General features: G+C 74.4%; 9 protein-coding genes and 1 pseudogene. 2 read left to right on the top strand and 8 right to left on the bottom strand.

Annotation, left to right across the window (positions count from 1 at the left end; translation table 11 throughout):
• Positions 1–7: 7 nt before the first annotated feature.
• Positions 8–388: a winged helix-turn-helix transcriptional regulator gene (locus tag ACFQO7_RS20830; protein ID WP_360526602.1), complete on the bottom strand. Its 381-nt coding sequence runs from the start codon at positions 386–388 to the stop codon at positions 8–10.
• 101 nt (positions 389–489) lie between these two features.
• Between ACFQO7_RS20830 and ACFQO7_RS20825 the strand changes: the two genes are divergently transcribed.
• Positions 490–1,128: an NAD(P)-dependent oxidoreductase gene (locus tag ACFQO7_RS20825; protein ID WP_376807891.1), complete on the top strand. Its 639-nt coding sequence runs from the start codon at positions 490–492 to the stop codon at positions 1,126–1,128.
• A 49-nt stretch (positions 1,129–1,177) separates the two neighbouring features.
• Here ACFQO7_RS20825 and ACFQO7_RS20820 read toward each other — a convergent pair whose 3' ends face one another.
• Positions 1,178–3,634: a helix-turn-helix transcriptional regulator gene (locus tag ACFQO7_RS20820; RefSeq protein WP_376807890.1), complete on the bottom strand. Its 2,457-nt coding sequence runs from the start codon at positions 3,632–3,634 to the stop codon at positions 1,178–1,180.
• Positions 3,635–3,933: 299 nt separating this feature from the next.
• Complete coding sequence (locus tag ACFQO7_RS20815) at positions 3,934–4,713, bottom strand: thioesterase II family protein (protein ID WP_376807889.1); 780 nt, start codon at positions 4,711–4,713, stop codon at positions 3,934–3,936.
• Between the two features lie 155 nt (positions 4,714–4,868).
• Between ACFQO7_RS20815 and ACFQO7_RS20810 the strand changes: the two genes are divergently transcribed.
• Positions 4,869–6,125 carry an RNA-guided endonuclease InsQ/TnpB family protein gene (locus ACFQO7_RS20810; RefSeq protein ID WP_376807888.1) on the top strand — a complete coding sequence of 419 codons (1,257 nt, stop codon included), beginning with the start codon at positions 4,869–4,871 and terminating at the stop codon, positions 6,123–6,125.
• On the opposite strand, the gene ACFQO7_RS20805 is transcribed toward ACFQO7_RS20810, so the two are convergent.
• The 5 genes and pseudogenes from ACFQO7_RS20805 to ACFQO7_RS20785 form a co-directional block, all read right to left on the bottom strand.
• Positions 6,100–6,456 (bottom strand): nuclear transport factor 2 family protein, encoded by a 357-nt coding sequence (locus ACFQO7_RS20805; RefSeq protein ID WP_376807887.1) that lies wholly within the window; start codon positions 6,454–6,456, stop codon positions 6,100–6,102. The two genes, ACFQO7_RS20810 and ACFQO7_RS20805, sit on opposite strands and share 26 nt — an antisense overlap.
• Positions 6,457–6,488: 32 nt before the next feature.
• Entirely contained in the window at positions 6,489–7,712 is a 1,224-nt protein-coding gene (locus ACFQO7_RS20800; RefSeq protein ID WP_376807886.1) for a cytochrome P450 family protein, read from the bottom strand.
• Between the two features lie 27 nt (positions 7,713–7,739).
• Positions 7,740–11,693: a type I polyketide synthase gene (locus ACFQO7_RS20795; RefSeq protein ID WP_376807885.1), complete on the bottom strand. Its 3,954-nt coding sequence runs from the start codon at positions 11,691–11,693 to the stop codon at positions 7,740–7,742.
• Positions 11,693–17,038 (bottom strand): annotated as a pseudogene (locus ACFQO7_RS20790) (SDR family NAD(P)-dependent oxidoreductase); the annotation flags it as partial. The gene ACFQO7_RS20795 and the pseudogene ACFQO7_RS20790, both read right to left, overlap by 1 nt.
• A 21-nt stretch (positions 17,039–17,059) precedes the next feature.
• Entirely contained in the window at positions 17,060–25,315 is an 8,256-nt protein-coding gene (locus ACFQO7_RS20785; protein ID WP_376807884.1) for an SDR family NAD(P)-dependent oxidoreductase, read from the bottom strand.
• Positions 25,316–25,338 lie beyond the last annotated feature (23 nt).

The following is a 25,338-nucleotide window of genomic DNA, read 5'->3' as shown; positions in this document are numbered from 1 at the left end:
TGCGGTCTCAGGCCGCGCCGGCGGCGGCCTTCTCCCACTCCTCGCGGGCGGCGAGGATCGTGGGCAGGTGCTCCTTGGCCCACTCGCGGCAGGCGGCGATCGGTTCCAGCAGGGTGCGGCCGAGGTCGGTGAGTTCGTACACGACCCGGGGCGGGATCTCCGGGTACGCCGTACGGGTGATCATTCCGTCGCGCTCCATGCCGCGCAGGGTCTGGGCGAGCACCTTCGCGGTCACGCCGCGCAGCGGGACCTGGATCTCGGTGAAGCGCCGAGGGCCGTCCTCCAGGCAGCAGATGATCAGCCCGGCCCACTTGTCGCCGATGCGGATCGGCATCGCGCTGGACGGGCAGGCCGGATCGAACATCTCTGGGTCCAATGACGTGGTCACTATCCAGAGGGTACTTAGGTACCCTTGCGGTAACAAGTACCTTCCGTTCTAGACTCGGCCACAAAGATCGGGATACACCGATACTAGGGGAAGGTCTGCATATGAGCAGGATTATCGTGTTCGGTGCCGGTGGCAAGGCCGGTCGTGCCGTCGTCGACGAGGCCGTCAAGCGCGGCCACGAGGTGACGGCCGTGGTCCGCGACCCGGCCAAGTACGCCGACCTGGGCGTCGCCGCGGTGGCGGGCGACGTGCGCGACGCGTCCTCGGTGGCGGGCCTGGCCGCCGGGCACGACGCCGCCGTGAACGCCGCGTACGACCCGCAGAGCGCCCCGGGCGACTTCTTCGTGGGCGCGGCCAACGCGTTCCTGGAGGGGCTGCCGAAGGCGGGCGTGGGCCGGGCCGTCGTGGTCGGCATGGTCTCCAACCTGGAGGTCGCGCCCGGCGTGCGCATGCTGGACACGCCGGACTTCCCGGAGGCGTACAAGGAGTTCGCGCAGGGCCACACCGCGGGCCTGGACACGCTGCGCACCGCCGACACCGAGCTGGACTGGGTCGTGCTGACCCCGCCGATGGTGCTGGACCAGGCCGAGCGCACCGGCGTCTACCGCACCGGCGGCGACCAGCTGCTGGCCAAGGAGGACGGCACCAGCCACCTGTCCTACGCCGACCTGGCGGTCGCCATCGTCGACGAGATCGACAACCCGCGCCACCACCGCACCCGCGTCGCGGTCGCGGACTGAATGAGGGCGGCGTGGTGGGGCGGGCGTCATCCTGGCCGTCCCACCACGCTCAACCGAGCCGGACCCGCAGCTCATTGCGGCCGACCACCTGCAGCTTGCGGTACGCGCGGGTCAGGTGCTGCTCCACCGTGCTGACGGTGATCGACAGCTCCCGGGCGATGGCCCGGTTCGTGGAGCCCTTCGCCGCCAGCACCGCCACCTGGCGCTCGGCCAGGGTGAGCCGGTCGAGGCAGTCGGCGTACCGGTCGACGATCTTGTATTTGGCGACCGGCTCGGTCTCCGTCCGGGTGAACACGTTGCGGCACAGGTGCTCGATCGTGGACAGCAGTCCGGGCGTGCCGGCCGAGGTCAGCAGGGATTCGAAGATGGACTCGCACTTGCGGCCGTGCTCGGCGTCGAGCGGATCGTCCGAGCGCCGCGGCAGCGCCTCGGCGATGGTGCTGACCGCCTTGTCGTAGTCGTTCATCGCCATGTACGCCGCGGCCACGCCGAGCTGCCAGCGCGCCAGCTCCTGCGAGTCGACCCGCCACAGCGTCATCAGCCGCCCGCAGCGCAGGTAGTCGGCCAGCGCGAACAGGTGCTCGCCCGCGGCCAGGTAGAAGTGCCCCCGCGCGTAGAGGTAGTGCAGGCCGTACCGGCTGTCGAACATCGGCTCGGGCAGGCGGTGCCGGAAGTAGCGCACCCCCGCCTCGTGGTCGCCGACGGCCGTGGTGCCCAGCAGCAGCGTGGACAGCGGCATGCCGAGGCGGATCCCCCACTGCTCCGGGGCCATCAGCTCCAGCGCGTGCTCGGCCTGGGCGATCGCCTTGGCGGTGTCCCCGCCCCGCATGGTGATCTGCGCCTGGAGCGCGAGCAGTTCGGCGACCGCGGCGACGTCGCCTTCGGCCCGCGCGATCGAGGCGAAGCGCTCGCACCACGCCGCGGCCGGCGCGAACTGGTTCTCGTGCAGGAGGGTGGCCAGCGCGCTGACCACGGCCCGGGAATTCTCGCGGCCGCGCTCCAAGGCGGTCAGCGCCGCGTGCGCGTCGGCCAGCGCGGGTTGCGTGTCGTGGCCGCCGAGCACCCGGCTGAGCGAGTGCACCGCGGCGAAGCGCGGCGACTGCTCGGTCAAACGGCGGCTGTCGGCCTTCACCCGGGCCAGCACCGACGGCAGCAGGCTCGGGTAGTCGCAGCCGATGAGCAGCTGCCGGGCCCGCAGGTCGGCCATGGTGAAGGCACCCGGCGGCAGGCCGGCGATCTCCTGCTCCAGCGCGGCGACGGTCTCGGTGGCGTGCCACAGCGAACGCGGTTCGGCGGTGCGCGGCTGCTCCCCCGCGCCGACATGCCAGTGCCGGCGGCTGCGGCCGTCCCCGGCGAAGTCCAGGTTGCCCGCGGATCCGTCGCCGAGCATCTGCAGCACCCGCACCGGCACGAAACGACTGGCGCTGACCCGCCGCTGGGGCTGCGGCGGCGCGGCTTCGCTGATCGGGTCGAGGTTCTCCACCGCGGCCAGCCACGAGGCCACGTCGTCCGGGCTCGCCCCGGCCGGGACGAGCAGCTCGACGACCAGGCGGCTGAGCGACGCCCGCCGGCTGGCCGACATGTTGTGCAGCACCGCCTCGTGCGCGGCGCGGGTGCGGAACCCGGTGGCGTCGAGCAGGCCGCATGCGGTCAGCTCGGCGATCGCGCCCGCCGCGGGCTGACCGCCGGCCACCTGCGACACCATGTCGACGGAGCCCAGCGAACCGATCACGGCGACCGCCTCGGCGACGTCGCGGTCCTCCGGGTCGAGGGCGTGCAGGCAGTCGAGCACGGCCTGCCGGTAGGCCCGGCCGCCGACCGGGCCGACGCCGTCGGGCACGCGCCTGCCGTACCGGGCGAGGTGGTCGGCCAGCAGCGCGTTCACCAGCGGCGCGCTGCCGTTGGTGAGGGCGGCCAGGCGCTGCGCGAACGCCTCGCCGAGGGTGAGCCCGTGGCCGTGCCAGGCCGTCTTGACGACCTCGCACGAGGTGAGCGGCCCGAGGTCGATCCGACGCAGGTGCGCCTGGTCGAGGAGATCGGCCCACATCCCGGGCACCCCGGCGGCCGGGCGCACCCGGTCGGCGCAGACCAGCAGTATCGGCTGCCCGGCCAGGCCGGACGCCAGCTGCTTGACGAAGCGCTGCGAGGCCGGGTCGGCGTGGCGCAGGTCGTCGACGGCCACCACCACCGCGCTCGTGCCGGCCAGCGCGGTCAGCCTGCCGACGAGTGTCTCGGCGTCGCTGAGCGCGGGTTCGACCGCCTGGCCCAGCGAGCCGAACAGCTGCCGCGGCACGGCCAGATGATCGGTCCGGTCGAACTTGGAGCACACCGCCGTGACCACCAGGTCGCCTTCGTCGCGAGCGAGCTGGACGAGCAGGTCGAGCAGGTAGGACTTGCCGCCGGCGGTCGGCCCGTCGAGCAGGACCACCTGGCCCGCGCCGTCGCGCGCCCGCGCCAGGGCGGACACCAGCTGTCGGTAACCGGATAGATGCACGGCAGCGCTCATCGTCGTCCCTCCCCCGTCGTAGCCCGTACCCGACGCCCCCCAGCGCCTCGCATGCGCAGCAACGAACCTGACACATCGAAGGGTACTGGCCACCTGTTACCGAACCGTGTCCAGAAAGAAAGGCCCCGTTGCCACCGCGACGAACTTACCGTCGGGCCGCCCATCCGGACCACCAACTGCCGACTTTCTCACTCGGTACAACGATTCGGCGTGGCTCGGAGTCCGCATTGGACATCGATGTTCGTAGAACTTTGTGTTCGGGGTGTCCGCGCCGGGCGTCCGCCCGCCCGGCGCGGACCTCACGCCGTGGCGTTCGCGGCGCTGCGTGCGGCCTCGGTGACCGAGCGCAGTTCGCCCAGCACCGCGGCCTGCTGGCCGGTCAGGTAGAAGTGCCCGCCGGGCAGCACCAGCAGCCGGAACTCCCCGCCCGTGTGCGCCGCCCAGGACTCCACCTCGGCCACGTCCACCCGCGGGTCGGCGTCACCCACCAGCGCCAGGATCGGCGCGGCGATCCGCCGCCCCGAGTCGCAGCGGTAGGTCTCCACCGCCTGGTAGTCGGCGCGCAGCGCGGGCAGGATCATCCGGACCACCTCGGCGTCGCCGAGCAGGTCCGACTCGGTGCCGCTGAGCAGCCGCAACTCGGTGACGATGCCCTCGTCGGAACGCTGGTGCACGTTCTCGTGCCGCACCCGCGACGGCGCCCGCCGCCCCGAGGCGACCAGGGCGCGCACCGGATGCCCGGCGGCCTCGAACCGCCGCGCGGTCTCGAACGCCACCAGCGCGCCCATGCTGTGGCCGAAGAACACCACCGGCCGGTCCGTTTGGGGCGCCAGCACCTCGGCCAGCCGGTCGGCGAGGTCGTCGATCCTGGTCAGCGGCGGTTCGGCCCGCCGGTCCTGGCGTCCGGGATACTGCACGGCCAGCACGTCCACCGCCGGGGCGAGCTCACGCGACACCGGGAAGTAGAAGCTGGCCGAGCCGCCGGCGTGCGGGAAGCACACCAGCCGGACGGGCGCGTCGTCGGCGGGATGGAACCGGCGCACCCAGCGCTCGGCGTCGGGAGTCTGTGCCACGGTCATCAGATTCCTTCCGTGGATACTTCGGCCTTCAGGCCGGGGAGGAAACGGAACTCCTGCGCAGCAGGACAGGCACCGCCGATCCGCCGCCAAGGCGGATCGTCGTCCACCCGTACGCCAGTACGAAACCGCACATCCGTCCTGTTAGGATTTTGGTCGTGTCCAGGGCGGTGAAGCGCGCGTTCAAGTACCGCTTCTACCCGACCGACGTGCAGGCCGCGCAGCTGTCGCGGACGTTCGGGTGCGTACGGCTGGTCTATAACATGGCCCTGCAGGCCAGAACCGAGGCCTGGACCCAGCGGCAGGAGCGGATCAACTACAACGCCACCTCGGCCCTGCTCACCGCGTGGAAGAAGACCGACGACCTTGCGTTCCTCAACGAGGTCTCCTGCGTGCCGTTGCAGCAAGCCCTGCGGCACCTGCAGACCGCGTACACCAACTTCTGGGCCAGACGCGCCAAGCACCCCACGTACAAGTCCAAGAGACGCTCGCGCCGCTCGGCGGAGTACACCGCCAGCGCGTTCCGGTGGCGCGACGGCACGCTGACCCTGGCCAAGATGGCCGAGCCCCTGGACATCGTTTGGTCGCGACCGCTGCCGGACGGGGCATCGCCGTCGACGGTGACCGTGTCGCAGGACGCGGCCGGGCGCTGGTTCGTGTCCCTGCTCTGCGACGACGCCATAACCCCGATCCCGGCCACGGGCGCGGTCGGAATCGACGCCGGCCTGGACAGCCTGCTCACCCTGTCCACCGGCGAGAAGATCACCAACCCGCGGCACGAACGCGCCGACCGGCAGCGGCTGACCCGCGCCCAGCGTGACCTCGCCCGCAAGCAGAAAGGCTCGGCCAACCGCACCAAAGCCCGGATCAAGGTCGCTCGCATCCACGCCCGGATCGCCGACCGGCGGCGTGACCACCTGCACCAACTGACGACTCGGCTCGTTCGTGAGACCCAAGCGATCGTGATCGAGGACCTGGCCGTGGCGAACATGGTCAAGAACCACCGTCTCGCGCGTGCGATCAGTGATGCGGCGTGGCGGCAGTTTCGCACCATGCTGGAGTACAAGGCCGCCTGGCACGGCCGGGACCTGACCGTGGTGGACCGCTGGTTCCCCTCGACCCGGCTCTGCTCGGCCTGCGGTGCACTCGCGCAGAAGATGCCGCTGGACGTGCGGGAGTGGACGTGCCCGTGCGGGGCCGTCCACGACCGCGACGTGAACGCGGCACGCAACATCCTGGCCGCCGGACTGGCGGTGACAGCCTGCGGAGACGATATAAGACCTCAAAGAGGAACCTCTCGGACGGGGCAGTCGTCGACGAAACAGGAAAACCCGAGGGCGACCAAGGGAATCCCCGCCCTTAGGGCGGGGAAGATGTCAACGAGCGTACTCACGCCTTCCGGTAGACGTCCTTGACGGCGATCCTGCCGTCGACCACGGTGAACACGTCGATCGAGCGGTCGAGCACCTTGCCGTCGAGGCTGATCACGATCTCCAGGTACACCTTGTCGCCCGCCTCGACGAGGTCGCCGTACGCGATCTTCACGCCCTTCGCCTCGTACTCCTTGCGTACGGCGATGAGCCTGGTCAGCAGCTCGGACATGGCGGGTTTGCGGTAGGTCGTGCCGGGTTCGGACCCCTCGGCGGCGATCCACACCCCGTCCTCGGCGAAGTGCGCGATCGCGGCCGCCACGTCGTCGGCCTCGCCCGCTGCGAAGAATCCCGCGACCACGTCGGTGTTGGACATGCTGTGTCTCCCTGCTCGTTGCGGTGGATGGGTCACTTCAGGACGACCGGCAGCCGCTCCAGGCCGCGGAACTGCGCGGTGTAGCGCCAGGTCAGGTGCTCGACCGGGACGGCGAGCTGCCACATCGCGAACCGCTCCAGCAGCGCCCGGAAGACGATCTCGCCTTCGAGGCGGGCCAGCGGTGCGCCCACGCAGTGGTGGATGCCGTGCCCGAACGACAGGTGCGAACCGGCCCGCCGGTCGACGCGCAGCCGGTCCGGGTCGTCGTACTGGGCCGGGTCGCGGTTGGCGGCCGGGAACGCCACGAAGACGATCTCCCCGGCGGGGATGACGGTGTCGCCGACCGGGATGTCGGCGGTGCTGAACCGGATCGTGGACAGGTTCAGCGGGCTCTCGAAGCGCAGGAACTCCTCGATCGCGCCGGGCAGCAGTGACGGGTCCGCGCGCAGCAACTCCTGCTGGTCGGGGTGGGTGAGCAGGGCCAGCATCCCGCTGCTGATCATGTTGGCGGTGGTCTCGTAGCCGGCGTTCATCACCAGGAAGACCGTCGACATCAGCTCGGCCGGTTCGAGGCGTACGCCGTCGTCGGTCGCCTGGATCAGCGCGGAGATCATGTCGTCGGCCGGTGCGGCGGCCTTGCTCGCGATCAGCTCGCGCAGGTACTGGAACGCCGCGCCCAGCGCCTGCTGCTTCTCCTCCGCGGTGATGTCGACGCTGGCCAGGGCGCTGCTCCAGACCTTGAAGTCGGCGAAGCGCTCCTCGGGCACGCCCAGCAGGTTGCCGATGACGTAGATCGGCAGCGCCAGCGCGATCCGGTCGACCAGGTCGAACTCCTCCCCCGGCCGGACGCCGTCGAGCAGCTCGTCGACCTGCCGCACGATCCACGGGCGCATCTGCTCGACGCGGCGCATGGTGAACGCCTTGCCCAGCAGCCGGCGCAGCCGGGTGTGGTCCGGCGGATCGCTGAACAGCATGCTCTTGGGCTGCTCGGTCGCCGACTGGCTGCCGTCCACCGAGTGGCGGTTGACCACGCCGGGCAGCGCCACCGAGTCCTTGGACAGCCGCGGATCGGCCAGCAGGGCCCGGCCGTGCTCGTGGCTGGTCACCACCCAGGCGTTCAGCTCGGTGGCCAGTGTCTTGACGACCTGCCGGGTGATCGGTCCGTCCTGGCGCAGCCGGGCGTACGTCGTGTAGGGATCCTGCACGAAGCTCCAGCTGAGCAGGTCGACGTCGTCGGCCTGTGGTGCGTAGGTCACGGTGTGGTCCTTTCTCGACTAGGGGGTTCAGCCCCGGGACGTTAGCCAGTGCTCGACGGCCTGCGCCGCCGCCGCGGCGTGCTCCTCGACGAGGGAGCGGTGATCTCCCGCGGCCGCGACCGCGTCGTGCGGCACGGGCCACGCGGTGCGCTCCGCCGGCCCGGCCAGGATCCGTTCGGCGCGCACCAGCAGCGTGGGCACCGGCGACGGGTCCGGCCGCCAGTCCTGGAACAGCCGCAGGTAGTGGCCCATCGCGGCGAGCTTGTCGTCGTCGACCAGCGCCACCACCTCCGGACGGCCGGCCAGGTCCTGGAACAGCACGTCCTGCAGCGCGGTCAGCTCGGGGGCGCCGGGCGCGAAGGTGTCCAGCAGCACGACGCCCGCACACGCGCGGCCGCGGTCGGCGAGTTCGGCGGCGACGGCGTGTGCCAGCCAGCCGCCGGACGAGTAGCCGACCAGGACCGCCTCGCCTTCGGGGACCCGGTGGGCGAGCGCGGCGACGAGCGACGGCACGTCTTCGGCGAGGTCCTCGCCCGGCAGGTAGCCGGGCAGCGGCAGGGCCGACACCCGGCGCACCCCGCGCAGTCCGGCGGCGAGGCGGGCGAACTGCACCGGGCTGGCCGGGGCCACGAACGACGGCAGGCACACGAGCGAGGGCGCGGCCGGTCCCTCAGCCAGCGGCATGGCCTCGCCGACGAGTGGCCTGGCCGACCACGGGCGCGCGGCGGCCGCGTCGGCCAGCAGCTCCATGCCCTCGCCGACCCTGCCCGCCAGGCACTCCCGCCGGAACGTCTCGACCAGGGTCTCCCCCGCCTCGGCAGCGGGCCCGGCGGGCGGCGCGAGGTGCTCGGTCACCGCGGTGACAACGCCGGCCGTGGTGGCGAGGTGCTCGGTCAGCGTGCCCACGCTGGCGCTGTCGAACAGGGCCGCGGCGGGCAGGGCCAGTCCGGTCGCGGCGTGCAGGCGGTCGCGCAGCTCCACGGCGGACAGCGAGGTGAGCCCCAGCGCGGTGAGCGTCGCGGTCTCGTCCAGCTCGCCGTCCAGGTGTCCCAGCACCGCGGCGGCCGCGGCGGCGACGAGCTGCCGCAGCTCGTCACGGCTGCGACCGGGCGACCGTGCCGCCGACGCCGCCGGGCCGGGTTCCGGCGACTGCGCCCGCCGTCGCGCCGACGTGCCGGTCGCCGCGTCCGGAGGCACCGCGCCGCGTTCCGCGTTCGAAGTCCCCGTGGCACGAGCCGCGCCTGGCGTGACGTCGTCGGGCTGCCGCCGCACGCCGGGCAGGCCGCGGGCCGGCCAGTGGCGGCGGCGCTGGAAGGCGTAGGTCGGCAGCGTGGTCCGGGCCGGGTCCGGGAAGAACGCCGACCAGTCCACGTCGGCGCGGACCGCGACCTCGGCGAACGCGGCGACCGCGGACAGCGGTTCGGTGCGGTCGCGGCGCAGCATCGGCACGGCCGGTGCGCCCGTGTCGCCGAGGCACTCGGGCAGCAGCGCCGACAGCACACCGTCCGGCCCGGCCTCGACGAACAGGTCCACGCCCGTGGCGTGCAGCGCGGCCGCGGCGTCGGCGAACCGCACCCGCTGCCGGACCTGCCCGACCCAGTACGCCGGGTCGGCCAGCCCGCCGGGACGGGTCAGGGCACCGGTCACCGTGGACACGATCGGGATCCGGGGTTCGGCGAAGGTCAGGGTGTCCACGACCGCACGGAACCCGTCGAGCATCGGTTCCATCAGCGGCGAGTGAAACGCGTGGCTGACTTCCAACCGCCGCGTCCGGTGACCGCGTTCGCGCAGCTCGGCCACGATCTGCTCGACCGCGTCCTGCTCGCCGCTGAGCACCACTGAGGACGGCCCGTTGACCGCGGCGACGGCGACCGTCGCGGCGTGTGCCGCCAGCAGCGGCAGGACCTCGTCCTCGGGTGCGCCGACGGCGACCATCGCCCCGCCGGGCGGCAGCGCCTGCATCAGCGTGCCCCGCGCGGCGACCAGGCGCGCCGCGTCCGGCAGCGACAGCACTCCGGCCACGTGCGCGGCGGCGATCTCGCCGACGGAGTGCCCGGCCAGCACGGCCGGACGCACGCCCCAGGACTCCAGCAGCCGGAACAGCGCCGTCTCGACCGCGAACAGGGCCGGCTGGGCGAACCCGGTCTCCCCGAGCCCGTCCCCGGACGCGACGACCTCGCGCAGCGGCCGCGCCAGCAGCGGATCGAGGGCGGCACACGCCTCGTCGAACGCGTCGCGGTACGCCGGGAACGCGGCCGCCAGGTCCAGGCCCATCCGTACCCGCTGCGCGCCCTGGCCGGTGAACAGCACCGCGACCCGGCCCGCGTCACGCTGCCCGGCGGCCGCGCCGGGGCCGGTCTCGCCCCGGGCGAGCCGGGCCAGCCCGTCGAGCAGGTGCTCGTGCCCGGTGCCGGACACGACTGCGCGGTGGTCGAACCTTGCCCGGGTATTGGCCAGCGACCAGCCGACCGCCACCGGATCCGCGCCCGCCGCGACCGCCCCGTGCAGGCGCGCCGCCTGCGCCCGCAGCGCCTCGGGCGTACGCGCCGACAGCAGCCACGGCACCACCGCCGGTGCCTGCGGCGAGGCAGTGGGGGGCGGGGCGGGGGCCTCCTCCAGGATGACGTGGGCGTTGGTGCCGCTGATCCCGAACGCGGACACGCCCGCCCGGCGGGGCCGGTCGCCGCGCGGCCACGGCCGGGCCTCGGTGAGCAGCCGCACCGTGCCGGAGCTCCAGTCCACGTGCGGGGTGGGCGCGTCGACGTGCAGGGTCGGCGGCAACTCGCCGTGCCGCATCGCCAGCACCGTCTTGATCACCCCGGCCACGCCCGCGGCGGCCTGAGTGTGCCCCAGATTGGACTTGACCGAACCCAGCCACAGCGGCTCGGCCCGGTCCGCGCCGTACGTCGCGAGCAGCGCGTCGGCCTCGATCGGGTCGCCGAGCACGGTGCCGGTGCCGTGCGCTTCCACCAGGTCCACGTCGGACGGGGCAAGCCGCGCCGCAGCGAGCGCCTGCCGGATGACGCGCTGCTGGGACGGCCCGTTCGGGGCGGTGAGCCCGTTGGACGCTCCGTCGGAATTGACCGCCGACCCGCGCACCACCGCCAGTACCTCGTGCCCGAGGCGGCGGGCGTCGGACAGCCGCTCCACCAGCAGCATCCCGATGCCCTCGGCCCAGCCGGTGCCGTCGGCCCCGGCCGCGAACGCCTTGCAGCGCCCGTCCGGCGCCAGCCCGCGCTGCCGGGCGAACTCCACGAACCCGAACGGCGTGGACATCACGGTGACCCCGCCGGCCAGCGCCAGCGAGCACTCCCCGGCGCGCAGCGCCTGCGCGGCCAGGTGCAGCGCCACCAGCGACGACGAGCAGGCGGTGTCCAGGCTGAGCGCCGGGCCGGTGAAGCCGAACGTGTACGAGATCCGCCCGGACGCGACGCTGGCCGCGTTGCCGGTGATGAGCATGCCTTCCACGGGCCGCGGGTCCTGCGCCAGCAGCAGCGGGTAGTCCTGGCCGTTGCCGCCGACGAACACGCCCGTGTCGGAGCCGCGCAGCGCGGCCGGGTCGAGCCCGGCGCGTTCCAGGGTCTCCCAGGTGACTTCGAGCAGCAGCCGCTGCTGCGGGTCCATGCCCAGCGCCTCGCGCGGCGAGATGCCGAAGAAGGCGGCGTCGAAGGTGTCCGCGCCGTCGAGGAAGCCGCCGGTGCGCGCGTACGTGTGGCCCGAGCTGGCCGGGTCCGGGTCGTACAGGTCCTCCGGCCAGCCCCGGTCCTGCGGGAACGGGCCGATGGCGTCGCCCCCGGCGGCGACCAGCCGCCACAGGTCCTCCGGCGAGCTGACCCCGCCGGGGAACCGGCAGGCCATGCCGACGATCGCGATCGGCTCGGCCGTGGCGTCGACGAGGCTCTGATTCTGCTGCCGCAGGCGCTCGTTCTCCTTCAGCGCCGCGCGCAGCCCTTCGACGAGCTGGTCCACCGAGGCGGCCATCAGCGGGCCGCGCTCTCGCCGGCCAGCCGCAGCAGGCTGTCAACGTCCATCTCGTCGATCGACCCGCCTGCGGCAGGCGTCTCGTCACCGCCGTCCGGTTCGCCGAGCCGCAGCAGCAGGTCCAGCAGCCCGGACTGGCGCAACCGCGACATCGGCACGGTGGCCAGCAGCTCGCGCACCGCGGCCTCCTGCGGGTCCACGGCCGTCGCGGCTTCGGGAGCCAGCTCGCCGAGCAGATACGCCGCCAGCATGGTCGGGGTCGGCTGGTCGAACACCAGCGCGGCGGGCAGGGTCAGCCCGGTCGCGGCGGCGAGCCGGTTGCGCAGGTCCACCGAGGCCAGCGAGTCGAAGCCGATCTCGCGGAAGGCCCGGTCGGGGTCGACGGCCGCCGGGCCGGGGTGGCCCAGCACCACCGCGACCTCGGTGCGGACAAGGTCGGTGAGCAGGCGCGACGCCTCCGGGGCCGGCAGCGCGGCGACCCGCTCGGCCAGCGGCACGGCAGCACCCTGGGCAGCCGCGCGCCGGGCGGCGGTGCGGACCAGGCCGCGCAGCAGCGGCGGGACCGCGGACCGGTCCTGGCCGTGCAGGGCGCGCAGGTCCAGGCGTACGGGCGCGAGCAGCGTCTCGGCCCGCCCGAGGGCCGCGTCGAGCAGCCCCAGGCCCTGGTCCGCGTCTAGCGGCGCGATGCCCGCGCGGGCCAGCCGCCGCAGGTCCGCCTCGGACAGGTCGGCGGTCATCGCCCCGGCCTGCGCCCATATGCCCCACGCCAGCGACTGCGCGGGTAGTCCCGCCGCGTGCCGGTGCGCGGCCAGCGCGTCCAGGAACGCGTTCGCGGCGGCGTAACCGGCCTGCCCGGCCCCGCCGAGCAGGCCCGCCACCGACGAGAACAGCACGAACGCCGACAGTTCCCGATCGCGGGTGAGTTCGTGCAGATGCCAGGCGGCGTCGGCCTTTGCCCGCAGCACGGTGTCGAGTCGCTGCGCGGTCTGCGCGACGAGCAGGCCGTCGTCGAGCACCCCGGCCGCGTGCACGACGGCGGTCAGCGGGTGCTCGGCGGGCACGGTGTCGAGGGCGGCGGCCAGCGCCGCCCGGTCGGACGCATCGGCCGCGACGGTGCGCACCCGCGCGCCCAGTGCGGTCAGTTCCTGCTCCAGCTCGGCCGCGCCCGGCGCGCCGGGGCCGCGGCGGCTCACCAGCAGCAGGCTGCGTACGCCGTGCTCGCGTACCAGGTGTCGGGCGATCAGCCCGCCCAGTGCCCCGGTGGCGCCCGTGACCAGGACCGTCCCTTCCGGCACGAACGCCACCGGGGCCGGTTCCCCGGCCGCCCGGCTGAGCCGCGGGGCGGACAGCCGCCCCTGGCGTACCGCGAGCTGCGGTTCGCCCGCTGCCAGCGCCGCGGGGGTCAGCGCGGCCGAGGTGCTCTCGGCATCCAGATCGACCAGCACGAACCGGTCGGGATGCTCGCTCTGCGCGGTGCGCAGCAGTCCCCAGGCGGCGGCCAGGTCCGGCGTGGCCGCCGCCCCGGTCGCCCCTCGGGTGATCACGGCCAGCCGCGACGCCGCGAACCGCGGCTCGGCCAGCCAGTTCTGGGCCAGCTCCAGCGCCATGCCGGTGGCCGCCCGCACCCGCTGCGGCATCGTGAGGCCGGTGTCCGACGAGAGCTCGACCAGCACCACCGGCGGTGCGGGATCCAGATCGGCCAGATCCGGCACCGACCTGATGCCCAGCTGCCAGGCGAGATCCGAGGCGTCGCCGCCGGTCGTGAGCACGGCCCACCCGGTCGGGTCCACCGGCTCGGCCGGTGTCTCCACGGGGGTCCAGTCCAGGGTGTACAGCGAGTCGGCCGCGGCGGAAGCCCCCTGCCAGGCGGCCCGGGACGCGTAGCCGACGGTGCCGAACACGGCGACCTGCTGCCCGGCCGGGTCGAGGGCGACGACGCGGTGACCGCCGTCGACCGGCGCGGCGTGTGCCAGCAGCCGCTGCGCGCCCGTGGCGTACACGGTCACGTCGGTCCAGCGCACCGGCACCACGTCCGGGTCGGCGGGCGCGCTCCGCAGCGCAAGCTCAGCCAGGCCGGGATGCAGCAGGAAGCCTGCCTGCGTCTCGTCGGGAAGGGCGACCTCGACGGGATCACCGGTGAGCGGCTCGGCCACGGCCTGGCCTGAGGCGAGCACGCCGTGGGCGTACCTGGTCCAGCCGGTGTCGTCGTCCTCGCGGCGGGCGTGCACGGTGACGGCGCGGCGCGCGTCGGCGTCGGGACCGGACACCACCACCTGCAGGCGCAGCGCCTGCTCACCGGCCGGGGTCGGCAGTGGCCGGTCCAGCGTCAGCTCGGCGACCCGGCCGCAGCCGACCTGGTCAGCGGCGCGCAGGGCCAACTCCAGCAGGACCGCGCCGGGCACCGTCGGCTCGGCGGCCAGGACGTCGCCCAGCGTCGGGCGGGTCAGCCGGCCCGTGAGCACCAGGCCACCGCCGTCGGCGAGGGGCACCGCCGCGCCTAGCAGCGAGTGCTCGGCCGGGTCGAGGCCCACCCCGGCCACGTCACCGGACCCGGTGGCGGGTACGAGCCAGAAACGCTCGTGCTGGAAGGCATAGCTCGGCAGGTCCACGCGCCGCGCACCGGTCCCGGCGAACAGGGCGGGCCAGTTCACGGCGTGGCCGCGGGCGTACACCGTGCCGAGGGCCTCCAGGAAGGTGACCGCCTCGTCGCGGTCGCGGCGCTGGGCGGCGACCGCCGTCACGTGGTCCGGCAGGGACTCGGCCGCCATCGCGGTGAGCACGGCGTCCGGCCCGATCTCCAGCAGCGTCGAGACGCCCGCGGCGGCCAGCGCGGCGACCGCGTCGGCGAACAGGACCGGTCGGCGTACGTGCTCCACCCAGTAACCCGGCCGGGTCAGCTGCTCGGCGGCCACCGGCTCGCCGGTCACGGTCGACACGAACGGCACCGTCGGCGGGTGGAACGTCAGCCCGGTGACGACCTGCTCGAACTCCGCCGCCATCGGGTCCATCAGCGGCGAGTGGAATGCGTGGCTGACCTGCAGCCGCCTGCCGGAAACGCCAAGCGCGGCCACGGCGGCGTCGACGGCCGGCTCGGCGCCGGAGACGACGACCGAGGCGGGCCCGTTCACGGCCGCCACGCTCACCTGCCCGGCGTGCTCCTGCTCGAGCCCGGCGATGGCCTGCTCGACCTGTTCGCGGGCGGCGCGCACCGCCACCATCGCGCCGCCTGCGGGCAGCGCCTGCATCAGCCGTCCCCGTGCCGCGACCAGGGTCGCGGCGTCGGTCAGGGACAGCACCCCGGCGACGTGCGCCGCGGCGATCTCGCCGATCGAGTGCCCGGCCACGAAGCCGGGCTGCACGCCCAGGGATTCGGCCAGCCGGAACAGCGCCACCTCGACCGCGAACAGCGCGGGCTGGGTCAGGCCCGTCTCCTGCAGCCGGTCTCCGGCGTCGATCGCCTCGCGCAGGCTGTGTCCGAGCAGCGGATCGAGCACGTCGCAGACCTCGTCGAACGCGGCCGCGTAGCTCGGGAAGGCTTCGTACAGGCCGGAGCCCATGCCCACGCGCTGCGCGCCCTGGCCCGTGAACAGCATGCCCAACGCACCACGCCCCGGCGCGGTGAGCGGCGCACCGCCGCGGGCGAGCGCGGCCAGTCCCGCGGCGAGTTCGGCGCGGTCGTGACCGGCCACGACGGCACGGTGCTCGAACGCGGCCCGGGACGCGAGCAGCGAGAAGCCGACGTCCACCGGCTCGGGACCGTCCGGGCCGGTCAGCGGCAGCAGACGCGACGCCTGGCCGCGCAGCGCGGCGGGGGTACGCGCGGACAGCACCAGCGGCACCACGGCCCGCGGCTGCTCGTGCTGCACGGCGGGCACCTGAGCTGCCGCCGGCGGCGCGACGGCCGACACCGGAGCCTCTTCGGAGCGGGCGGTTCGTCCGTCCGGGATCGGCTCCGCCGGTGGCGCGGGCACGGCGGCGGGGGCCTGTTCGATGATGATGTGCGCGTTCGTGCCGCTGACGCCGAACGAGGACACCGCCGCCCGGCGCGGCCGGTCGAGGTCGGGCCACGGGCGCGCCTCGGTCAGCAGCTCGACCGCGCCCGCCGACCAGTCCACGAACGGCGACGGGTTCTCCGCGTGCAGCGTGCGCGGCATGATGCCGTGGCGCAGCGCCTGCACCATCTTGATCACACCGCCGACCCCGGCGGCCGCCTGCGCGTGCCCGATGTTCGACTTCAGCGATCCGAGCCACAGCGGGCTGTCCTCGGCCCGGCCCTGCCCATACGTGGCCAGCAGCGCCTCGGCCTCGATCGGGTCGCCGAGCCGGGTCCCGGTGCCGTGCGCCTCGACCAGGTCCACATCGGCGGTGGAGAGGCTCGCCGAGGACAGCGCCCGACGGATCACCCGCTGCTGCGAGGGGCCGTTCGGCGCGGTGAGCCCGTTGGACGCCCCGTCCTGGTTGACCGCCGAACCGCGGACGACCGCGAGCACCGGATGCCCCAGCCGGCGCGCGTCCGACAGGCGCTCCAGCAGCAGCACGCCCACTCCCTCGGACCAGCCGACACCGTCGGCCTCGGCGGCGAACGACTTGCACCGGCCGTCGGCGGCCAGGCCGCGCTGGCGGCTGAACTCCACGAACGTCGCCGGGGTGTGCATCACCGCGACCCCGCCCGCCAGCGCCGCCGTGCACTCGCCGTCGCGCAGCGCCTTGACCGCCAGATGCAGCGCCACCAGCGACGACGAGCACGCCGTGTCCACGGTCGCGGTCGGCCCGGTCAGGCCGAAGTTGTACGCGATGCGCCCCGAGACGACGCTGGCGGCGTTGCCGGTCATCAGCACGCCTTCCAGCTCGGCCGGGATCTGGCGCAGCGGCGGGGCGTAGTCGTAGTACATGACGCCCATGAACACGCCCGTCTCCGAGCCGCGCACCGACGCCGGGTCGATGCCCGCGTGCTCGTACGTCTCCCAGACGGTCTCCAGCAGCAGCCGCTGCTGCGGGTCCATGCCCAGCGCCTCGCGCGGCGAGATGCCGAAGAAGGCGGGGTCGAACGCGTCGGCGTCGTGCAGGAAGCCGCCCCGGGTGCAGTACGTGCGCCCGGGACTGTCCGGGTCGGCGTCGTACAGGCCGGTCGGCCAGCCCCGGTTCACGGGGAAGTCCGAGACGGCGTCACCGCCGGCGGTGACCAGGTCCCACAGCCCGTCGGCGGAGGCGACCCCGCCCGGGTAGCGGCAGGCCATCCCGACGATGGCCACGGGTTCGACCTGCTCCAGCTCCTGGATGCGCTGGCGGGCCCGGCGCAGGTCCACCGTCACCTTGCGCAGGTAGTCTGCGATCTTCTCGGTCTCGTGCTGGCTCACGTCAGGCCCCTACAGCTCGAACTCGGTGTCGATGATGTCGAGCAGCCGGTCCAGCGGAACCGTCTGCAGATCGTGCTCGGAGTCCGCCCCCGCGGTCGAGACGGCCGGACCGCGCAGGCCGACCAGCATCCGCTCCAGCCGTGCCGCGATCGGCGCGGCGGCGTCGGCGTCGCGGGTCAGCGCCGCCAGTCCCGCCTCCAGGCGGGCCAGCTCCTGCTCGAACGAGACCGGCGCGGCCGCCGAGGGCAGCTCGGCCGCCAGGTAGCCGGCCACCGCCCCGGCGGTCGGGTAGTCGAACACCAGCGTGGCGGGCAGCCGCAGCCCTGCGGCCGAGCCGAGCCGGTTGCGCAGCTCGACGGCAGCCAGGGAGTCGAACCCCAGGTCGGTGAACGGCCGGTCGGGGTCGATGGCGTCGCGGCCGCTGTGCCCGAGCACCGCCGCGATCTCGGCGCGGACCAGATCGGACAGCAGCTGGTCGCGCTGCTCGGCGTCCAGCCCGGCGAGCCGCTGCGACAGCGGCACGGCCGGGGCGGCGGACGCCTGGGCGCGGGCGCGGACCAGGCCGCGCAGCACCCCGGGCAGGCCGCCGCCGAGGGCCCGCAGCGCGGCGGTGTCGAAGCGCACCGGCACGAGCAGGCTCGCGTCGTGGACCATCGCGGCGTCGAACAGGGCCATGCCCTCGTCCTCGCTCATCGGCACCACCCCGCCGCGGGCGACCCGCCTGCGGTCGGCCTCGTCGAGCTGGGCGATCATGCCGCCCTCCTGCGCCCACAGGCCCCAGGCCAGGGAGACGCCGGGCAGCCCGGCGGCGCGGCGCTGGGCGGCGAGCGCGTTGAGGAACGCGTTGCCCGCCGCGTAGTTGGCCTGCCCCGGCGGCCCGAGCAGGCCGGACACCGAGGAGTAGAGGACGAACGCGGCCAGTTCCCGATCCCGGGTCAGCTCGTGCAGGTGCCAGGCGGCGTCGGTCTTGGGCCGCAGCACCCCGTCGACCTGCTCCGGCGTCATCGCGGTGAGCATGCTGTCGTCGAGCACGCCCGCGGTGTGCATGACGGCGGTCAGCGGCCGGTCTGCCGGCACGGCCGCGATGAGCCGCGCGACCTGGTCGCGGTCGGACACGTCGCAGGCCGTGATCTCCACCTCGGCTCCCTGGCGGGTGAGCTCGTCGCGCAGCTCGTCGGCCCCGGGCGCGGCTGGGCCGCGCCTGCTGACCAGCAGCAGCCGCCGCATCCCGTGCCGGGCGACCAGGTGCCGGGCGAGCAGCGCGCCCAGGCCGCCGGTCGCGCCGGTGACCAGGACGGTGCCGGCCGGATCCCAGCCGAGCGCGGACGGCTCCCGGCGCGAGGCCGCGGCCAGGCGCGGGGTGAGGACCCTTCCTTCGCGTACGGCGAGGTCGGTCTCGCCGGAGCCGAGCGCGACCGGCAGCGCGGCCAGTGAGCGCGCGTCGGAGTCCACGTCGACGACGGCGAAGCGGCCGGGGTTCTCGGTCGCGGCCGACAGCAGCAGCCCACGCGCGGCGGCGTACGGCAGGTCGGTCGCGGCCTCGTCGCCCGCCGCGACGGCCCCGCGGGTGAGCAGAACCAGGCGGGAGTCCGCGAAACGGGGTTCGCGCAGCCAGCGCTGCGCCAGGTCGAGCACCTCGTGAGCGGCCGCGCGGGCCTGCTCGGCGACGTCGGCCGCCGGGTCAGCCGCGACGGGAACGAGCACCTGCGCGGGCACTGGCGTGCCGGATTTGGCCAATTCGGCCAGTCCGCCGTAGCGGGTGCCCGGCAGGGCCGCGGCGAACTCCGCGTCGCCGAGCACCGCCCAGTCCGCCGCAGTCTGTGCCGCGGGCACGTCGGTCCAGTCGACCCGGTAGAGCGCGTCGTGCGGGGTGGCGGCGAGCGCCTCGGCGGGGATCGGGCGGGACAGCATCGACTCGACCGAGACCACGGGGGTGCCGTACTCGTCGGTCAGGTCCAGGCGCACCGTGTCGAGGCCCGCGTCGGCGCTCTGCCGGGTCAGGCGGCCGCGCAGCGCGGTCACGCCGGGGCGGTGCAGTGTCACGCCGTTCCAGGAGAACGGCAGGCCGGGCGTGGTCGATTCGGCGGTCACCCCGGGCAGCAGGGCGTGCAGGGCCGCGTCGAGCAGGGCCGGGTGCACCATGCACCGGCCCGCCGCAGCACGCTGTGCCTCGGGGAGTTCGACTTCGACGTACAGCTCGCCCTCGCGCTGCCAGACCCGGCGCATGCCCTGGAACGCGGGGCCGTAGCGGTAGCCCTGCCCGGCCAGGTCGTCGTAGACGTCGGAGACGTCCAGCTCGGTGACCTCCGGCGGCGGCCACGCCGCACCGGCCGCCTCGGGCACCGCGGGGGTCTCGGTGAGTACTCCGGCGGCGTGCTGCGACCAGGCCGCATCCGGGTCGCCGTCCGGCCGCGAGTGGATCTCGACGGTACGCCGTCCCTTGTCGTCGCGTTCGGACACGGTGACCTGCACCCGTACACCGCCACCGGCCGGCAGCGCCAGCGGCGCGACGAGGGTCAGCTCTTCGATGCGCGGGCAGCCCGCCTCCCGGCCGGCGCGCAGCGCCAGCTCGACGAACGCCGTGCCCGGCAGCAGCACGGCGCCCATCACCGCGTGGTCGTTCAGCCAGGGCTGGGTGGCGGGCGTCAGCCTTCCGGTGAGCACGAGACCACCGCCGGCCAGCTCGACCGTCGCGCCGAGCAGCGGGTGGTCGGCGTCGCCGAGACCGATCGCCGCCGCGTCGCCCGCACCCGGCGGCACGGTGAGCCAGTAGCTCTCGTGCTGGAACGCGTACGTGGGCAGCGGCACCCGCCGCCCCTGGCCACGCAGCACGGCGGCCCAGTCGACGGCCGCCACGCCGCGCACGAAGACCTCGCCCAGCGCGGCCAGCACGCTGTGCTCCTCCGCCCGGTCCCGCCGCAGCAGCGGCACCGCGACGGCGTCGGTGACGGAGTCGGCGGCCATCGCGGTCAGCACCGCGTCCGGCCCGATCTCCAGCAGTGTCGTCGCACCCTGCCGCTCCAGTTCAGCCACCGCATCGGCGAACAGCACCGGACGCCGCACGTGCTCCACCCAGTAACCGGGCCGGGACAGCTCATCGGCCCCCACGAGCCCACCGGTCACCGTCGACACGAACGCGATCTTCGGCGGCTCGAACCGCAGCCCCGACACGATCTGCTCGAACTCGGCGAGCATCGGCTCCATCAACGGCGAGTGGAACGCGTGACTGACCGACAGCCTTCGCCCGCTCACACCCAGCGCGGCGACCACGGCGTCCACGGCCTGCTCGTCACCGGAGATCACCACCGACGCGGGGCCGTTGACCGCCGCGATACCGACCGCCGACCCGGGACCGTCCACCGCCGCGACGCCGGCCGCCGACACCGGATCGTCGCCGACAGGGCTGCCCACCCGGCCCGCGTGCTGCCAGGCCAGCTCGGCCAGAGCCGCGGTGACCTGCTCGCGCGCGGCCCGCACGGCCACCATCGAGCCGCCCGACGGCAGCGCCTGCATCAACCGGCCCCGCGCCGCGACCAACGTCGCCGCATCCGCCAGCGACAACACCCCGGCCACATGCGCGGCCGCGATCTCACCGATCGAATGCCCCGCCACGAAGCCCGGCGTCACACCCAACGACTCGACCAGCCGGAACAGCGCCACCTCCACCGCGAACAACGCAGGCTGCGTCAACCCGGTCTGCTCCAGACCGTCCCCAGACGCGATCGCATCCCGCAACGAACGACCCAGCAACGGATCGAGGACCGCGCACACCTCGTCGAACGCCGCCGCATACACCGGGAACCCCTCGTAAAGGCCCAACCCCATACCCGAACGCTGCGCACCCTGACCCGTGAACAGCAGCGCCGGCGCACCCTTACCGACCACACCACCAGCAGTGCCGTCGGCGACCGCCCGCAGCCCGGACAGCAGTTCGTCGCGATTCCCGCCGACGACCACCGCACGGTGATCGAACACCGTCCGGGAGGTCAGCGTGCGTGCCACGTCAGCGGGTTCGTGGTCCCCCACTGCCGTGAGCAGGCGCGCCGCCTGGTCGCGCAGCGCCGTGGCGGTCCGGCCCGAGACAACCCACGGCACCGTTTCTCGCGCGGACGGGATCTCGGACAGCGAGGACGCGGCAGGCGACTCGACCGGCCGGGCGTCGGGGGTGGGCCGCTGTGGTGGCGCGGCGGGCTGTTCCAGGATCACGTGGGCGTTGGTGCCGCTCACGCCGAACGACGACACCGCCGACCGGCGGGGCGCACCGGACTCAGGCCACGGCCGGGCGGCGCGCAGCAGTTCCACGGTGCCGCCGGACCAGTCGATGTGCGGCGACGCCTCGTCGACGTGCAGCGTCTGCGGCAGCACCCCGTGCCGCATCGCCATGATCATCTTGATGACACCAGCCGCCCCCGCCGCGTGCTGGGTGTGGCCGAGGTTCGACTTCACCGAGCCGAGCAGCAGCGGCCGGCCGGCAGGTCGTTCCCGCCCGTACGTGGCCAGGATCGCCTCGGCCTCGATCGGGTCGCCGAGCCTGGTGCCGGTGCCGTGCGCCTCGACGGCGTCCACGTCGGCCGGGGACAGTCCCGCCGAGGCGAGCGCCTGCCGGATCACGCGCTGCTGCGACGGGCCGTTCGGGGCCATCAGCCCGTTGGACGCGCCGTCCTGGTTGACCGCCGAACCGCGCAGCACGGCGAGGATCTCGTGACCGCGAGCGCGGGCGTCTGATTCGCGTTCGAGCAGCAGCATCGCCACGCCCTCGGCCCAGCCGGTGCCGTCGGCGGCGGCCGAGAACGCCTTGCAGCGCCCGTCCGGGGCCAGGCCGCGCTGGCGGCTGAACTCGACGAACAACGTCGGCGTGGACATCACCAACGCGCCACCGGCCAGCGCCATGTCGCACTCGCCGTTGCGCAGCGCCTGCGCGGCCAGGTGCATCGCCACCAGCGACGACGAGCAGGCCGTGTCCAGGGTGATCGCTGGCCCGGTCAGGCCGAGGTGGTACGCGATCCGCCCGGAGGCGATGCTGTTGGCGCTGCCGGACAGCAGCTGGCCCTCGAAGCCGGGCACGCGGGCCAGGATCGTGGCGTGGTCCTGGCTGCTGACACCGACGAACACGCCGGTCTGCCCGCCTCGGGCCGCCTGCGGGTCGACCCCGGCGCTCTCGAAGCTCTCCCAGGCCGTCTCCAGCAGCAGCCGCTGCTGCGGGTCCATGCTCAGCGCCTCGCGCGGCGAGATCCCGAACAGGCCCGCGTCGAACCGGTCGATGCCGCTGACGAAACCGCCCTGGCGGGTGTAGCTCTTGCCGGCCGCGTCCGGGTCGGGGTCGTAGACGCCCTCCACGTCCCAGCCGCGGTCGGCGGGGAAGTCGCCCACCGCGTCCCCGCCGCGCGCGACGAGATCCCACAGCTGCTCCGGGCTTTCGATCCCGCCGGGCAGGCGGCAGGCCATGCCGGTGATGACGATGGGGTCGTCGTCGGCCACGGCCGTCACCGCGACCGGTGCCGCCGGCGCGGCCGCGCCGCCCAGTTCGGTGTCGAGCAGGTCTGCGATGGCCTGCGGCGACGGGTAGTCGAAGATCAGCGCGGCGGGCAGCCGCAGCCCCGTGACCGCGTTGAGCTGGTTGCGCAGCTCGACGGCGGTCAGCGAGTCGAACCCGACGTCCTTGAACGCCTTCGCGGCGTCGACGGTGTCGGCGCCGGCGTGCCCGAGCACCGCGGCGACCTGGCCGCGTACCAGGTCGAGCAGGACCTTGGCCCGGTCGGCGGCGGACAGGCCCGCCAGCCGGTCGCGCAGCCCGGCGGATCCGCCCTGCCCGCGACCGGCGGCCGCGCGGCGCGGGGCGCGGCGCACCAGGCCGGTCAGCAGCGCCGGCAGGTCGTTCATGGCGCGCAGCGCGGACGGTTCAAGGCGCATCGGCAGCACGGCCGCGTGGCCCTCGGCGAGCACCGTGTCGAACAGGCGCAGCCCCTCCTCCTCGCGCAGCGGCGACATGCCGGCGCGGGCGATGCGGGCGAGGTCGTTGCCGGTCAGTTCCGCGGTGATGCCGCCGTCCTGGGCCCACAGGCCCCAGCCGATCGAAGCCGCGGGCAGCCCGGCGGCGCGGCGGCGCAAGGCCAGCGCGTCGAGGAAGGCGTTGGCGGCGGCGTAGTTGGCCTGGCCGGGCCCGCCGAACACGCCCGCCGACGAGGAGTAGACGACGAACCGATCCAGGTCGGCGTCGCGGGTGAGGTCGTGCAGGTGCCACGCGCCGTCGACCTTCGGCCGCAGCACCCGGTCGAGCTGCTCGGCGGTCATGCCCGCGGCGACCGCGTCGTCGAGCACGCCCGCCGTGTGCACGACGGCCCGCAGCGGGAACGCCGGGTCGATGCCGGTCAGCAGCTCCGCGAGGGCGTCGCGGTCGGCGCTGTCGCAAGCGGCGACGGTGACCTGGGCACCGAGTGCGGTCAGGTCGGTGCGCAGCTGCTCCGCGCCGGGCGCGTCGAGCCCGCGACGGCTGGTGAGCAGCAGACGGCGTACCCCGTGCGCGGTGACCAGATGCCGGGCCAGCAGCGCGCCGAGCCCGCCGGTCGCCCCGGTGATCAGGACCGTGCCGTCGGCCGGCCAGGCGGCGGGCGGTGCCGCAGGTGCGGACTCGACCCGGGCGAGCCGGCCGGCGAGCGCCTGCCCGTCGCGCAGGACGAGCTGCGGTTCACCGGTGGCCAGCGCCGCGCCGAGATCGCCCTGGCCGTCCACCAGCACGAACCGGCCCGGGTTCTCGGTCTGCGCGGTGCGCAGCAGGCCCCACGCCGCGGCCAGGGCCAGGTCCGGCGTATCGCCGACCGCTCCCCGGGTGTGCACCACGAGCCGCGAGTCCGCGTGACGGTCATCGCCGAGCCAGCGCTGCACCAGGTCGAGCGCCTGCCGGGCGGCCTCGCGCACACGGTCCGGCTCCGGCCCGTCCGCAGGGGCCGCCAGCTCGGTCAGGACGATGGCGGGCACCGGACCCGTGGCGGGCAGGTCCGCGAGTCCGGTCCACTCGGCTCGGGTCGCTTCGGCTGCCCGCAGCGGCACCCAGTCCAGCCGGTAGAGGTGGTCGTGGAAGGTCCGGCCCGCGCCGCGCAGCGCGTCGGCCGACACCTGCCGGGACAGCAGCGAGTCCACCGTGGCCACCGGTGCGCCGGTCTCGTCGAAGGCGTCCAGGGCCACCGTGTCCGGGCCGGACAGGGTCAGCCGGACCCGCAGCGCCGCCGCGCCGCCCCGGTGCACGGTCACTCCGGACCAGGAGAACGGCAGCCCGCCGGGCAGGTCGTCGCCGGCCACCCCGCGCAGCAGCGGGTGCAGGGCCGCGTCCAGCAGCGCCGGATGCAGCACGAACCGGGCCGCGTCGGGGCGTACGGCTTCGGGCAGTGCGACCTCGGCGTAGATCGTCGCGCCGTCGCGGTAGACGTGGCGCAGTCCCTGGAAGGCGGGGCCGTAGCCGTGACCCTGCGTCACCAGGCGCTCGTAGAGGCCGTCGACCGGGATCTCCCGGGCACCCGCGGGCGGCCACACGCCCAGGCCGGCGGGGGTCGCCGGAGCCGACGGTCCGAGCAGGCCTTCGGCGTGGCGGGTCCAGGGCTGGTCCTCGTCGGCGCGGGAGTGGATCGTCAGCTCGCGCTGCCCGTCCTGATCTGCCGCGCCCACGACCACCTGCAGCCGCACCGGGTCGGTTCCGGTCAGCACGAGCGGCGTGGCCAGCGTTAGTTCCGTGACGTGGTGGCAGCCAACCTGGTCACCGGCGCGCGTGGCGAGTTCCAGCAGGGCCGTGCCGGGAACCAGAACGGTGTCCAGGATGGCGTGGTCCGCCAGCCACGGGTGGGTCTGCGTGGAGACACGGCCGGTCAGCACGTGCGTGTCGCCCTCGGCCAGTTCGACGGTCGCGCCGAGCAGCGGATGGCGGGCCGCGCCGAGACCGGCAGCGGCGACGTCGCCGCTGCCCGCCGGAGGCAGCAGCCAGTATCGCTCGTGTTGGAAGGCATAGGTGGGCAGGTCGACGGGTTGTGCGCCGGTGCCCTCGTAGGCGGCGGCGAGCGCGACCGGGACACCGCGCGCGAGTAGGCGGCCCAGCGCGGCCCACAGTGCCTGGGGCTCGGGCACGTCGCGGCGCAGCAGCGGCACCGCGACGGCGTCGACGACGGAGTCGGCGGCCATCGCGGTCAGCACCGCGTCCGGCCCGACCTCCAGCAGCGTCGTCGCACCCTGCCGCTCCAGCTCGACCACCGCGTCGGCGAACAGCACCGGACGCCGCACGTGGTCGACCCAGTAACCCGGCC

It is taken from the genome of Catellatospora aurea (assembly GCF_042663325.1).
Taxonomy (GTDB): domain Bacteria; phylum Actinomycetota; class Actinomycetes; order Mycobacteriales; family Micromonosporaceae; genus Catellatospora; species Catellatospora aurea.
This window is presented reverse-complemented; position numbering and strand designations above follow the sequence as displayed.

Excerpts from the sequence above, each read along its gene's own strand:
- ACFQO7_RS20805 (WP_376807887.1), bottom strand. The coding sequence starts at position 6,456 with ATGTCCAACACCGACGTGGTCGCGGGATTCTTCGCAGCGGGCGAGGCC.
- ACFQO7_RS20815 (WP_376807889.1), bottom strand. The coding sequence starts at position 4,713 with ATGACCGTGGCACAGACTCCCGACGCCGAGCGCTGGGTGCGCCGGTTC.
- ACFQO7_RS20820 (WP_376807890.1), bottom strand. The coding sequence starts at position 3,634 with ATGAGCGCTGCCGTGCATCTATCCGGTTACCGACAGCTGGTGTCCGCC.
- ACFQO7_RS20825 (WP_376807891.1), top strand. The coding sequence starts at position 490 with ATGAGCAGGATTATCGTGTTCGGTGCCGGTGGCAAGGCCGGTCGTGCC.
- ACFQO7_RS20795 (WP_376807885.1), bottom strand. The coding sequence starts at position 11,693 with ATGGCCGCCTCGGTGGACCAGCTCGTCGAAGGGCTGCGCGCGGCGCTG.